Here is a 13,399-nt window from a genome sequence, read left to right on the forward strand (position 1 = left end):
GCTCCGCGCGCCATGCCCGTCTGCTATGCCAGTGCGCATGCTCTCCTTCATCCACCAGCTCCGGCGTCGGCGCCTGCTTCGCCGCCCTTTTCCGGAGGCCTGGCTGGGCTACCTTGACGCGCGCGTGCCCTTCTTCCGCACCCTCTCCCCGGAGCTGCGGCAGCCCTTCCTGGACAAGCTCAAGGTGTTCGCGTGGGAGAAGGAGTTCATCGGCGCCGGCGGCCTGGAGGTCACCGAGGAGATGCGCGTGGTCATCTCCGCCACGGCGGTGCAGCTCGTGGTGCACCTGGGCCTGTCGTATTACGACCGGCTGCGAGAGGTCATCGTCTATCCCGGCGCCTTCCGCATCCCGGACCGCACGGGCGTGGTGCTGGGCGAGGCGAAGAACTGGGGCTCCGTCATCCTCTCGTGGGAGTCGGTGCTCGCGGGGCTGCGCAACCCGGACGACGGCCACGACACCGCCACACATGAGTTCGCCCACGTGTTGGACCGGGCCGATGGCGCCTTCGATGGCACGCCCAACCTGCGCGCGTATTCGCATTACCGGGCCTGGAGCGCGGTGATGAGCGAGCACTTCCACAAGCTTCAGAAGGGCCAGCGGCGGGAACGACAGGTCCTGGATGACTATGGCGGGCTCAACGAGGCCGAGTTCTTCGCGGTGGCCACCGAATCGTTTTTCGAGAAACCCCGGCAAATGCGGGAGAAGACGCCGGAGCTCTATGCGGAGCTGAAGCGCTTCTATGGGTGGGATCCCGCGGCTGGCGCCTGAACGTCCGAGCGCGAAGGTCCCGGCTGTGCTACGCGGCGGCCTGGATGTTCATCTCCTGGAGTGGAATCCATGGCCTCAGCCACCAGCCCGTCCGCATCCATGTTCATCGACCTGGAACGGGAGTCCTGGCGTGCGCTGCGTGCCGCCACGCCGCTGCCGCTGGAGTCCTCGGAGATTGATGGGCTGCGGGGCCTGGGAGAGCACCTGGACCTGGACGAGGTGGTGGACGTCTACCTGCCCTTGTCCCGGTTGCTGAACCTGCAGGTGGCCGCGGCGCAGCGGCTGTGGGCGGAGCAGCAAGCCTTCCTGGGCGGCTCGGCGCAGAAGGTGCCGTACATCATCGCCATCGCCGGGAGCGTGGCGGTGGGCAAGAGCACGACGGCGCGCATCCTCCAGGCGCTGCTGAAGCGGTGGCCGGACCACCCGCGCGTGGAGTTGGTGACGACGGACGGGTTCCTCTTCCCCAACGGGGTCCTCACCGAGCGCGACTTGATGAAGCGCAAGGGCTTCCCGGAGAGCTATGACCGGCGCGGCCTGGTGCGCTTCCTGGCGGAGCTGAAGGCCGGACGCGCGGAGGTGGCGGCGCCGGTGTATTCGCACCTCGTCTACGACGTGGTGCCCGGTGAGGCGCAGGTGATCCGCCAGCCCGACATCCTCATCCTGGAAGGGCTCAACGTCCTCCAGGCCGGGGCGCAGGAGGGCAAGCAGATGCCGGCGACGTTCCTCTCCGACTTCTTCGACTTCTCCATCTACGTGGACGCGCACGAGCACGACATCCGCCGCTGGTACGTGGACCGCTTCCTCAAGCTCCAGCAGACGGCGTTCCGTGACGAGCGCAGCTACTTCCGCCGCTTCTCCGAGCTGAACCACGAGCAGGCGCTTCAGCTCGCCGAGTCGGTGTGGGGCGAAATCAACGGGCCCAACCTGGCCCAGAACATCGCGCCCACCCGCTCGCGCGCGCGCCTCATCCTCCTCAAGGGCCCCGACCACAAGGTGAAGCGGGTGAGGCTGCGCAAGCTGTAGCCGCGCGTCAGAAGCGCAGGCGGTAGTGGAGCGCCTTGGGCCGCGTCAGGGCGTCGAAGCCCAGCGCGCTCAGCGTCACGCCGCGTCCGGAGTCCTTCACGCCGCTCCAGGGCAGCGCGGGGTCCAGCGCGTCGCAGCGGTTCATGTAGACGGTGCCCGCTTCCAATTGCCGCGCCAGCCGGTCCGCGCGCTCCCGGTCGGACGTCCACACGCTGGCGGTGAGGCCCAGTCGCGAGGCATTCATCAGCGCCAGGGCCTCCTCGTCCGAGTCCACCGGCGCGATGGGCAGCAGCGGCCCGAAGGACTCTTCACGCATCAGCCGGGCCTGGGGACTCACGTCGCGAAGCAGGGTGGGCTCGAAGAACCGGCCCCGTCCCTCCACCTGTGTCGCGCGGCCACCGGTGACGAGTCGTGCGCCCAGGCTCGTGGCGTCCTGGACGAAGGACTGCAGCTCGGCGGGGTGCCAGGGCTGGGCGATGGGGCCCATCGTCGTCTGCTCGGACTCCGGGTCGCCCAGCACGTAGGCGCGCACGAGCGGCTCCGCGGCGGCGACGAAGCGCTCGTACAGCGAGCGGTGCACGTACACCCGCTCCACGGCGCAGCAGCTCTGCCCCGCGTTGTACATGGCGCCGTCGACAATGTTCTCCACCGCCTTGTCGAAGTCACAGTCCGGCGCGACGTAGGCCGGGTCGTTGCCTCCCAGCTCCAGGCCAATGTGCAGGAAGCGCTCGCGCGCGGCCGCCTGCATCTTGTGGCCGCCGAGCACCGAGCCGGTGAACAGCACGTGGTCCACGCGCGCGTCACCGACGAGCTGCTCCGTCCCCGGGTAGTCCAGGAAGATGGCCTGCACCGCGCCATCGGGCGCGCCGGCTTCGGCGAAGGCGCGCGCGAAGTGGCCACCGCACAGGGGCGTGCGCGGCGAGTGCTTCACGATGACCGCGTTGCCCGCGAGCACGGCGGGCGCGATGGCATTCACCGCGGTGAGGAGCGGGTAGTTCCACGCGGGCAGGTCCAGCACCACGCCCAGCGGCTCCTTCGCCACTCTTCGCTCGAAGCCGTCCTTGGGCGGCAGGACGAGGTCCGCGAGGGACTCCTCGGCGATGGCGGCCATGTGGCGCAGGCGTCCCGCCATGCCACCCACCTCGCCCCGGGCTTGGGACAACGGCTTGCCCATCTGCCGGGTGATGTCCCGTGCGATGGCTTCGGTGTTCTTCTCCATCGCCTCGCACGCGCGCAGCACCAGTTTCACGCGCTCCGCCACGCTCAAGGCGCGCAGCGCGCGCGCCGCGGCGCGGGCCCGCTCCAGCACGGTGTCCAGCTTCGCGGGCGACGTGGGCTCCACCGAAGCGGCGACGTCGCCGGTGAAGGGATTGTCGACGAGGTGAGTGCTCTGGCTCATGGACTCGCAGGAAAGCCATGGACGCGCATTGCGTCATGGGCCCGCGAAGTCGCCGGCCGCCCGGGCCGCCCCGGCGCGTGCGGTACGTGACAGATGGCGTCCGGGAAGTGTTGTCAGCCCATCGCCCGCCGGCTTCAGGCGTCGGGTGGGGATGTCACGCAGAGGGTGCCATCCTCAAGCCCGGCGATGCGCTGGCGGAGCAGTTGCTCCAGCTCCGGCGAGCCTTCTTCCTCAATGAACTCCAGGGCCCGATGTTCCGCCTGCCGCGCCTCTTCGCACGCGCCGCTGCCGGCCAGGGCCATGGCCAGCGTGTCCAGGGCGTTGGGGCTCCACGGCGCGAGCGACACCGCCCAGCGCGCCAGGGGCAGGGCCTCCGCGTGGCGGCCCTGGGTGACGAACAGCCACGCCAGCTCTCGCGCCGCATTGGCGTTGCGCGGGTCCAGCCGCAAGGCCTCGCGATAGGCGGCCTTGCGCTCCTCTGTCGCGGTGGGCTCATTCCGCAGCGCCGCGCCCAGCAGTTCCCAGGCCTCGCTCTCGTGCGGGTGGGCCTCCACGGCGCTCCGGCCAATGGCCACGTGTTCGTGCGCGGGCGCGGCGCGCAGCTTCACCGACAGCGCCAGGAGTCCCGTGGGATTCAGCCGGAGCGCCTCGTCGAGCTCGTCCTTCGCCACCTTCCGGCGGTTGGTGATGAAGGGCTCCCGGTGCGCCAGGTGCGCCCCCAGTGCGGCGAGCTTCGAGCGGATGGCGTGGACCTGCCCATCATCGAGGGGTTCCTCGATGAACGCTGTCCCCACGGGCGGCACGGAGACGGTGCGCTGCACGAAGCGGCGGTTTCGCAGGTATTCGTAGAGCACGCTGTCGAGGGAGGGGGACGTCAGCTCGGGCAGCGTCCGCGCCAGTGCCTGCTCGGGGGCGGCTCCCTGGTTGAGCAACGCCAGGTATTCGGCGAAGGGTTGGGGCCGCTCATTCAGCAGCCAATGCACCAGCAGCCAGCTCCCCGCGTAGTTCGCGCCGACTTCCTTGTCCTGCTCGCGCGCCTCCAGGGTTCGGTCCCACTGGAGGACCCGCTGAATGGTCCAGCCTCGTGCCAATCCCCTCCTGACTCCGTCGAGCCAGGACGTCATGAGCGCGATGGCCGTCCAGTGCGGCACGCCGACGACCGCCGTCTGTCCATCCTGGGAAAGGCGCAGCGTCTCCAGGTATTCGGCCAGGCCTTCGGACAACCAGCGAGGCTGACGGGAGAGCGGATAGGCACTCAGGGAGTGGGCCAGTTCGTGGTTCAGCGGGGATGAGGACGCCAGGGACATGCCGGAGAACGTCCGCTCCCACTTGTCGGGCCGTCCCGACAGGACGATGAGCGCCTCGCTGTCGGAGCGGAAGAAGAAGGCGCGCACGCGGCGTGGGTAGAGGCCTTCGAACTCGCGCGGATCCTGGAGCACGTAGACGTCCAGCTTCGTCATCTGCTGGCTCAGGGCCTGCGGCCACATCGACGTGAGGATGGCGGCCCGGGTCCGCTCCAAGGTCCGCATGGCCTCGCGTGCGTCCTCGGCGGCAAGGTCCGTGTGCAGCGTGTAGTGGTCGCTGTCCAGGCGTACCCAAGGCCGGCCGCCTTCGCCCGGACACGTGGTGAAGCGCGGGCCCACGACGCACGCGAGCTGGGTGGTGGAGAGCAGGGCGAGCAGTGCCCCCATCGCGAGGCCGTGGCGCAAGTCGGGTCGTCTCCTCGGCCGGGGCGCGGTCCCCGGCGCACGGCCAGTGTAACGTCTGCCGACCCGGCACATAGCGGCGGGCGTCAGCCGTGGCCCGGCGTCACCGCGTCCCGCGAGCGGGCCGCACCATGTCGATGTGGGGGATGCCGTCCTCGTCGTAGACGTCGCCCTGCGTCTGGAAGCCGAAGCCTTCGTAGAAGCGCTGGAGGTAGTGCTGGGCCCCGATGTGGATGGCGGCCTGTGGGTACAGGCTGTCCAGCCGGGCAATGCCACGCGCCACCAGCTCGCGCCCCAGCCCCTGGGCCCGCGCGCGGGGCGACGTCACCACGCGGCCCAGGCTGCTCTCCTGGGGGTACTTCACACCGGGAGGCAGCACCCTCAAGTACGCGGCGAGCAGCCGGGCCCCCCGCGACTCCGTGTGGAGCAGCAGGTGCTCCGCGCTCCGGTCGAACCCGTCCACGTCCTGGTAGATGGAGCGCTGCTCCACCACGAAGACTTCCTGCCGCAGGGCGAGCACGTCGTGCAGCTCGTCGAGGGACAGCGCTTGGAAGGACTTCCATTGCCAGCTTCGCATGAGGAGGGCGTCTAGCACGGAGGTACGTGCTGCATGGCGCTGACGATGGCGGCGCGGTCGATGCCAGGAGGGGCGCGCTGGCAGGCTGGCAGGCGTGCTCGCCCGAGCGGGCAGGTGCAGGTGTGCGCTCGGGAAGGTCCAGGCGAGGGCGGACCTCCGGCGCGGCCAGGGACGGGCGGTTAATATGCAGGCCGCGATGACTGCCCCGCACGATGCCCTGCCTGCCCCCAGCCTCGCTCCGAGCATGGAGGCGCTGGTCTCATTGCTCACGCGCCGCAGCACGGTGGTGCTCACCGGGGCGGGGTGCAGCACCGAGTCAGGCATCCCTGACTATCGGGGGCCCGGGACGCGGGCGCGGGCGCGCAACCCCATCCAGCATCGCGAGTTCCTCACGCGCCCCGAGGTCCGGGCGCGCTACTGGGCGCGAAGCCTGATGGGCTGGCCGCGCTTCTCCTCGGCCCGGCCCAACGCGGCGCACGCGGCGCTGGCGGAGCTGGAGCAGGCGGGCCACGTCCGAGGCCTCATCACCCAGAACGTGGACCGGCTGCACCACGCCGCGGGCAGCTCGCGGGTGATTGAGCTGCATGGCGCGCTGGCCCAGGTCCGCTGTCTGGCGTGCGGCGCGCAGGAGGCTCGTGACGGGTTGCAGGCGCGGCTGCTGTCGCTCAACCCCGGCTTCTCCCACGAGGTGCAGGCGCTGCGTCCGGACGGTGACGCGGACCTGACCTCCGAGCAGCTGTCGTCCTTCCAAGTCCCGGCGTGCCTGAGGTGTGCTGGCACGCTCAAGCCGGACGTCGTCTTCTTCGGCGACAACGTGCCGGTTCCCACCGTGGCGTCGGCGTTCGCCCTGTTGGAGGAGGGCGACGCGCTGCTGGTGGTGGGCTCTTCGCTGGCCATCTTCTCCGGCTACCGCTTCCTGGTGCGCGCGTCCGAGCGCCGCATGCCCATCGCCATCCTCAACCTGGGGGAGTGCCGGGGCGTGGAGCTCGCGGACGTACACCTGGAGGCCCGTGCGGGGGATGCGCTCCCCCGGCTCGCGGCGGCCCTGGCCCGGAGTTGACGCGCCGCGCGGCTGTCACCTCACGTCGTAGACCTTGCGGACCGGACTCCCTCCTCGCTCGATGTCGAGCTCGAGGTGCGGCGTGCCCCGCAGCAGCGTGAAGGCCTCCAGGGCCCCGTCGGGCGTGTCGAGCGAGACACCATTGATGCGCCGGAGCACGTCACCAGACTGGATGCCGAGCTGTTCGTAGAGGGAGCCCTTCTTGATGGAGAAGACCTTGAAGCCCTGAGGCTTGCCGTCGCGGAAGGCCGGCACCACACGGGCCTGGGTGAGCAGGCCGTCCGTGTTGGTGAGCGCGTCTTCGACAGCGCGGCGGGACACTTCATAGGTGTGCTCACCCACCGCTCGGACGCCGGTGGGCACGGGCGCGGCGTTCGTCAGGAAGGACGCGGATGAGACGCCGCCATGGCGGTCGGCGCGGATGGACTCCTCCCGGCCGTCCACCAGAAAGGTGATGCGCTCGCGCTCGATGGAGACGACGCGGGCGCCCTGCAGGTCGTCACCGGTCATTACGCTGCGGATGCGCTTCGCGTCGAGGTCCTCGAGCGAGGCGAGCGACCACTTCGAGTCATGCGCCACCAGGGTGCCAAGCAGCTTCAGCCGCAGGGAGGTGTTCATGGCCGCGCTGCCACCGGACGGAGGGGCCTCCTCCGGCGATTTGTCGAGAGTCAGTCCCGTGAGCGTTGCCAGACGACTGCCTTCCAGTGCAGTGCGGGAGCGTGAGGCAGCCTCTGCCGACAAGGCTGGCTCATCCCGCATGCCTGGGATGCGTGGAGAGAATGCGAACTCTACGAACAGGTTGGATGTGCTCGCCAGGAGCAGCATGGCGAGTGCGATGAAGGTCGTGGTGACGAGCCAGAAGTGCTTCCGGAGTGGGGTGGCCATGGCCGAGTGCCTTTGCGTTCGGGAGTGACACGCGGCCCATGAGCAAGTACGAGGCCAGGGCCTGCGCGAGTCCGCGCTTGCTCTGGGGGCCTTGCCCGCACGGGACTCACCCAGCCAGCGCTGTCACGGAGGCGCGACGTGTCTGTGACAGGCTGTCACGGGGCCCTTTGACAGAAGTGTCACACGTTGCGCGGTGCGTCGCGTGTTGTTGGGTATTCGTGTAAATTAGCAGTGGAAGCGGACGCGGGTGTCCTGTCAGGTTTGACAATTTCGTTGCCAGTGTTTGTCTGGGGATGAGGCAACTTCACTTCATCACGGCCGAGAATCGTGAATATCCCCCCGCCCAACGCCGCATCGGGTGACGAAAGGTTTTGGCCTTGAAGACCCATTCCGTTCGCAGTGGCGACACGCTGAGCGCGCTGGCCCGCCAGTACAACACGTCCGTCTCCGCGCTCGCGAAGGCCAACAACATCGCTGACCCGAACAAGATTCGCGCGGGCCAGAAGCTGACCATCCCGGACACGTTCGAGAGCGCGCCCACGCGGGGGGGTGGCACCACGGGTTCCGGCACGGCCACTCCGGCGAGCGGTGACAACTTCACCCCCGCGGCGACGACGACGCGCGCCGCCAACGGTCAGGTCCGCGACGACGACGGCCGGCAGTTCCCCACGTCCCGTGACGGCACGCCGCTCTACAAGCAGGGTGACGCGCAGTGGGGCTCGCGCCGGCTGGGCACCAGCTCGAGCCTGTCCGCGGCGGGTTGTGCCATGACGGCCACCGCCATGGCGGTGAGCAAGATCACCGGGAAGACCATCAACCCCGGGGAGATGGACGCGTACCTGGACCGCAACAACGGCTACTCGGGCAACGCGCTCAAGTGGGGCTCGGCGGCGGCCATGGGCGGCCTGGGCGCCGCGAAGCAGGCGTGGAACCTGAACACCATCAACAATCAGATTGACGCGGGCCGGCCGGTGGTTGTGGGCGTGGATTACAAGGCGGGCAGCGGCGGTGGCGCGAACGGCACCGACCACTGGATCACCATCACCGGCCGTGGCACGCAGAACGGCAAGCCCGTCTACTACGCGAACGACCCGGCCACGGGGAAGGAGATCACCCTCAACGTCCAGGGCAACCGTCTGTCGGGCGGCCCCCAGGGCTACAAGACGACGGGTGAGCTGGTGACCTTCTCGGGTGGCAACCCGCGTCCGGGCAACACGAACGGCGGTGGTGGCACGGGCGGCGTGGGCTCCCAGCCGCCGCCGACCTCGGGCGGCTCGGTGAAGGGCATGAAGCTGCCCGCGGGTGACCTGGAGAAGGGCGCGAGCGGCCCTGCCGTGAAGCAGCTCCAGGAGGCGCTGGTGAAGGGCGGCTACATGACCCAGGCCGAGATGAACACGGGCCCGGGCGTCTTCGGTCCGCGCACGGAGTCGGCGCTCAAGGAGTTCCAGGCCGCCAACAACGTGAAGAACACGGGCTACTACGGCCCGCTGACGCGCGCGGCGTTCTCGAAGCTGGGCGCCACCGTGGCCAGCGGCGGCGGCGCCACCAGCGGCACGGGCGGTACGCAGGGCACGGGCAACGCGGGCCCCGCGAAGGGCAACAACGACCTGAGCGGCTTCTCGTCGAACAAGTACGACAACCTCATCAACGAGATGTCGCAGAAGTACAACGTGCCCGCGCGCCTCATCAAGGCGGTCATCCAGCAGGAGTCCACCTTCAACCCGAACGCGCAGTCGGGCGCGGGCGCGGTGGGCCTGATGCAGCTCATGCCGGCCACCGCGCGCGAGCTGGGCGTCACCAACCGCACGGACCCGCGCCAGAGCATCGAGGGCGGCACCAAGTACCTCTCTCAGCAGCTCAAGCGCTTCAACGGTGACGTGCGGCTGGCGCTCGCCGCCTACAACGCGGGCGCGGGCAACGTGAACAAGTACGGCGGCGTGCCTCCGTTCAAGGAGACGCAGGACTACGTGCGGAAGATCACCGGCTGGTACAACGGCACCGGCCCCGCGTAGCTCACCGCGACGCGCCGCGACTTCGGCCCGGTTCCCTTCGTGGGCGCCGGGCCGTCGTCTTTCCGGCGCTCAGGGCGTGGGCCAGAAGGCGGGCGCGTAGACGTCCGGCACGGACACCACGCGCTGCTGCGTCTTCGGGTCCCAGACGGTGGCCGCCGCATAACCGCCGTAGGACGTGACGAGCAGGAGCCCCCGGTCGAACTGGAAGCCCAGGTACGCGTCCGGCTCCGTGAGGTCCTTCAAGGACAGGCGCTGGTCTCCATGGGCCCAGAGCAGGGGCTGGCCGAGCACGCGCATGGGGCCCTCCTGGCGTGCCCGGTAGTAGAGCGTGCCGCCGGGGCCGGGCAGCTCCATCCACCAGCCCGCTCCCTCGCTCACCGGCGTCTGGGCATCCAGCTCCTTCGCCAGGGCCGGCGCGGTCTTTCCGCCAGGAAGCCGGGTGGGCAGTGAGGCCGTCCACGTCGGCGTGAGGGTCGCCGCCGCTTCAAGCAGGCCGTGCTCGGAAGGCGTGTCCTCCTGGAAGCGTGCCGCCTTGATTTCGATGCGCTGCCAGCCGCCGTCCTCCAGGCGATAGGCCATGGCCAGCCCCGGCACGCCCTTGCCCTTCGGCACGGGGAAGGTTTCGCCCTCGAAGGTGAGGGGGCCCTTCGACTCGGAGGCCAGGACGACGAGCGCCACCGGCCGGCCCCGCGTGTCGAAGCCGACGCGCGACACGTAAGGCTCGTTGGGGTTTCCGGCGCTGGTTCCTCCGGGCAGGGACTTCAGGTCCAGCGGCTGCCCGGACTTCGCGGCGACGTCCACGCGCCAGGCGCGAGGGACTTCCCCTTCGCCCGAGGGCCACGTGAAGAGGAGTCCCTGCTTGCCATCCGGACTCCAGGACACCGAGGACCTGTCGCAATAGGCGTCGAAGCGGAAGACGCGGGTGGCCGTGCCCTTCAAGGGCTGGCGCATCCATTCGCAGTGTTCGGCGTCCTCGGTGGGCTTGAGGTAGCCGAGCTCCGGCTGTGCCTCGGCGGGGGGCGGAGCGGGCTTGGGCGGAGGTGCGGGCACGGCCTCCGCTCGGGGCGCTGCCGCAGGGGCCGGGGGCGCGGCCGGCTTGTCCTCTTTGTTGGACTGACAGCCCAGGAGGGTGAGGGCGGCGAGCAGGGCGGAAGGGGTGCGGAACCGATGCATGGAATACCTCGGCGGAGCGGGCCTTCGATTGGGGGGAGATTGTGCACGGCTCGGAAGCCACGGAACAGGACAGATGCCGCGATAGGCTCCGCGCCATCATGTCGAGCCCCACCGAGTCCGCCGCGCACCCTCGCCGCTTCCATGCCGAGTCCCTGATCCACATCCATCGGCATTTGCTGGCGTCGCTCGGTGCCGGGCCCGTCACCATCGAGGTGCCAGACCCGGACTTGGGCAGGGGCTGCTACCCCGGCGAGCGCGTGGGACCGTCTGGCGCGCTGCTCCATCGGCCCCTGCGCAGCTGGTGCGACCTGGCGGAGGGGCTCGCGTGCCGGCTGCTCACGCCCCGCGAGGTGGATGCGACGCACATCGCGCTGACCTTCGAGCGGCTGGGACCCGAGGCGCCCTGGCACGCGGGAAGCGTGGCGGAGGAAGCGGCGTCACCGCAAGAGCGCTACGGCGCGGCCTCCGCGTTCGCTCGCCTGCGCAAGCTGGAGGACGCGGGCTTCTTGTTGCCCTGGCTCGAAGCGCTCGGGCGCATCCGGTTGCCGGCGTCCGCTCGCGTGCTCGACCTGGGCGTCAATCGCGGGGATGAGCTGGCGGCGTTCTCGTGGCTCGAAGAGAGCCCGGACGTGCGCTTCGTGGGAGTGGACCACAGCGCCAGCGCCCTTGCAGAGGCACGCGCCCGCTTCCCCGATGCGCGGCACCGCTTCGTCGTCGCGGACCTCAACGCGCTGCCGGAGGAGCTGGGGCGCTTCCACCTGGTGGTGTCCGTTGGCACGCTGCAGAGCCCCGGGGTGGATGACCATGCGCTGCTGCGCAAGCTCGTGCAGGCGCATCTGGAGCCACGCTCGGCGCTGCTGCTGGGCTTTCCCAACTCCCGCTTCCGGGATGGCGAGGTCGTCTATGGCGCGCGGGTGCGGAACCTGCGCGAGCCCGACCTGTCGCTGCTGGTGAAGGACCTGTCCTTCTACCGCCGCTACCTGCACCAGCACGGCTTCCGCACGTTCCTGGGCGGCAAGTACGACCTGCTCCTCACTGCGGTGCGGGACGCGGGCGGCTGAGCACGGCTCGCCGCCCGCGCTGGCTCAGGACGGCCGAGCCTGGGCGGAGGGGCTGGGGACGTGGCCCGCGCGCACCACGAAGTCACCGAAGCCTTCACCGGGCTGGCGCTCGCGCGCGTAGCCTTCCAACAAGGGCTCCAGCGCGGCGAGGATGGCGTCCTCGTCGATGTTCTCCCGGTAGAGGCGGTTGAGGCGCTGGCCTCGCGCATCGCCGCCCAGGTGCAGGTTGTAGCGACCGGGCGCCTTGCCCACGAGCCCCACCTCCGCCAGGTACGGCCTCGCGCACCCATTGGGGCACCCGGTGATGCGGAGCAGCAGGTTGGCGTCCTGCAGGCCATGCACCCGCAGCCGGTCCTCCAGCCGTCCCACGAAGGCGGGCAGGTAGCGCTCCGCCTCCGCCATGGCGAGCCCGCACGTCGGCAGCGCCACGCAGGCCAGCGCGTTGCGCCGCACGGGGCTGGCGCTGCGGAAGCTGTCCAGCGCGTGCGTCGTCACCAGCGCGTCGATGGCCTCGCGGGCCTCAGGTGTCACGCCAGCGATGACGAGGTTCTGGTTCGCCGTGAGGCGGAAGTCCCCGGTGTGGATGCGCGCGATCTCCCGCAGGCCCGTCAGGTGCGTGGCGCCGGGCCGGTCCGCCACGCGGCCGCTGTCCAGGTGCAGCGTCAGGTGCCACTGGCCGCCATGGCCCTCCGTCCACCCGAAGCGGTCTCCGTTGTGCTCGAAGGCGAACGGGCGCGCAGGCTGGAGCGCGAAGCCGAGCCGCTTCTCCAGCTCCGCCGTGAACCAGGGCACGCCGCGCTCCTCCAGGACGTACTTCAGGCGCGCGTGCTTGCGGTTGGCGCGGTCCCCGAAGTCGCGATGAATCTTCACCACCTCCTCGGCGACGGCGAGCGTCTGCTCCGGCGAGATGAAGCCGACGACGTCCGCCAGCCGGGGATAGGTGGCCGCGTCACCATGCGTGGCGCCCATGCCGCCTCCCACGGAGACGTTGAAGCCCACGAGCGCGTCGCCCTCGATGATGGCGATGAAGCCCAGGTCCTGCGCGAAGACATCCACGTCATTGAGGGGCGGCACGGCCACCGCGGCCTTGAACTTCCGGGGCAGGTAGGTGGGGCCGTAGATGGGCTCGTCCTCGCCGCCGGCCACCTTCTCCTTCCCCAGCCAGATTTCGTAGTAGGCGCGCGTCTTCGGCAGCAGGTGCTCGGAGAGGCGCACCGCCCACTGGTACACCGTCTCGTGGACGCGCGAGTCCACCGGGTTGGGGTTGCACAGCACGTTGCGATTCACATCGCCGCAGGCGGCCAGCGTGTCCATCATCGCGTCGTTGATGCGGGCGATGGTGGGCCGGAGGTCGTCCTTGATGATGCCGTGCAGTTGGAAGGCCTGCCGCGTGGTGATGCGCAGCGTGTGGTTGGCGTGCTCGCGCGCCAGGGCGTCCATCGCCAGCCACTGGGCCGGCGTGCACACGCCTCCAGGCAGGCGGGTGCGGAGCATGAAGCTGTAGTTGGGCTCCAGCTTCTGCTGACGCCGCTCCTCGCGCAGGTCGCGGTCGTCCTGCTGATAGCTGCCGTGGAACTTGATGAGGCTGGTGTCCGGCGTGGCGAGGCCGCCCGTCACGGGGTCCTCCAGGCTCTCCTCCAGACTTCCCCGGAGCAGTCGGCTCTGGGTCTTGATGTGCTCCACTTCGGAGAGCGGCTTGGGCTGATGGCTCATGTCGTTGCTCGCAATCGCAAA

General features: G+C 69.9%; 11 protein-coding genes. 5 read left to right on the forward strand and 6 right to left on the reverse strand.

What is annotated here, in order from left to right:
• Positions 1–37: 37 nt before the first annotated feature.
• Both KGD87_RS00760 and coaA read left to right on the forward strand, forming a co-directional pair.
• On the forward strand, positions 38–769 hold the full coding sequence (locus tag KGD87_RS00760; RefSeq protein WP_284665678.1) for a M90 family metallopeptidase: 732 nt from the start codon (positions 38–40) through the stop codon (positions 767–769).
• Between the two features lie 69 nt (positions 770–838).
• Positions 839–1,792, forward strand: a complete 954-nt coding sequence (gene coaA, locus KGD87_RS00765) for a type I pantothenate kinase (protein ID WP_284665679.1) — start codon at positions 839–841, stop codon at positions 1,790–1,792.
• Positions 1,793–1,799: 7 nt separating this feature from the next.
• Here the strand turns inward: coaA and KGD87_RS00770 are convergent, their stop codons facing one another.
• The 3 genes from KGD87_RS00770 to KGD87_RS00780 all read right to left on the reverse strand — a co-directional run bounded on the left by KGD87_RS00770 (position 1,800) and on the right by KGD87_RS00780 (position 5,474).
• A complete protein-coding gene (locus KGD87_RS00770) occupies positions 1,800–3,191 on the reverse strand; it encodes an aldehyde dehydrogenase family protein (RefSeq protein WP_284665680.1) in 1,392 nt (463 codons plus the stop codon).
• A gap of 134 nt (positions 3,192–3,325) precedes the next feature.
• Positions 3,326–4,900 carry a DUF1570 domain-containing protein gene (locus KGD87_RS00775; protein WP_284665681.1) on the reverse strand — a complete coding sequence of 525 codons (1,575 nt, stop codon included), beginning with the start codon at positions 4,898–4,900 and terminating at the stop codon, positions 3,326–3,328.
• A 100-nt stretch (positions 4,901–5,000) separates the two neighbouring features.
• Positions 5,001–5,474, reverse strand: coding sequence for a GNAT family N-acetyltransferase (locus tag KGD87_RS00780; protein WP_284665682.1), 474 nt, complete (start codon positions 5,472–5,474; stop codon positions 5,001–5,003).
• Between the two features lie 196 nt (positions 5,475–5,670).
• On the opposite strand from KGD87_RS00780, the gene KGD87_RS00785 reads away from it, so the two are divergent.
• A complete protein-coding gene (locus tag KGD87_RS00785) occupies positions 5,671–6,534 on the forward strand; it encodes an NAD-dependent protein deacetylase (RefSeq protein WP_284665683.1) in 864 nt (287 codons plus the stop codon).
• Between the two features lie 15 nt (positions 6,535–6,549).
• Here the strand turns inward: KGD87_RS00785 and gspC are convergent, their stop codons facing one another.
• Positions 6,550–7,419: a type II secretion system protein GspC gene (gene gspC, locus KGD87_RS00790; protein WP_284665684.1), complete on the reverse strand. Its 870-nt coding sequence runs from the start codon at positions 7,417–7,419 to the stop codon at positions 6,550–6,552.
• Positions 7,420–7,796: 377 nt separating this feature from the next.
• Here gspC and KGD87_RS00795 point away from each other — a divergent pair, with 377 nt between their 5' ends.
• Positions 7,797–9,431: a transglycosylase SLT domain-containing protein gene (locus KGD87_RS00795; protein ID WP_284665685.1), complete on the forward strand. Its 1,635-nt coding sequence runs from the start codon at positions 7,797–7,799 to the stop codon at positions 9,429–9,431.
• A 69-nt stretch (positions 9,432–9,500) separates the two neighbouring features.
• On the opposite strand, the gene KGD87_RS00800 is transcribed toward KGD87_RS00795, so the two are convergent.
• Complete coding sequence (locus KGD87_RS00800) at positions 9,501–10,604, reverse strand: hypothetical protein (RefSeq protein ID WP_284665686.1); 1,104 nt, start codon at positions 10,602–10,604, stop codon at positions 9,501–9,503.
• A 98-nt stretch (positions 10,605–10,702) separates the two neighbouring features.
• Here KGD87_RS00800 and KGD87_RS00805 point away from each other — a divergent pair, with 98 nt between their 5' ends.
• Positions 10,703–11,665: a class I SAM-dependent methyltransferase gene (locus KGD87_RS00805; RefSeq protein WP_284665687.1), complete on the forward strand. Its 963-nt coding sequence runs from the start codon at positions 10,703–10,705 to the stop codon at positions 11,663–11,665.
• A gap of 24 nt (positions 11,666–11,689) precedes the next feature.
• Here KGD87_RS00805 and cysI read toward each other — a convergent pair whose 3' ends face one another.
• The gene (gene cysI / locus KGD87_RS00810) at positions 11,690–13,378 is read right to left on the reverse strand and encodes an assimilatory sulfite reductase (NADPH) hemoprotein subunit (RefSeq protein ID WP_284665688.1); all 1,689 of its coding nucleotides are present in this window, start codon (positions 13,376–13,378) and stop codon (positions 11,690–11,692) included.
• Positions 13,379–13,399: the final 21 nt, after the last annotated feature.

Source organism: Myxococcus sp. SDU36 (assembly GCF_030168875.1).
Classification (GTDB): Bacteria; Myxococcota; Myxococcia; order Myxococcales; family Myxococcaceae; genus Myxococcus; species Myxococcus vastator.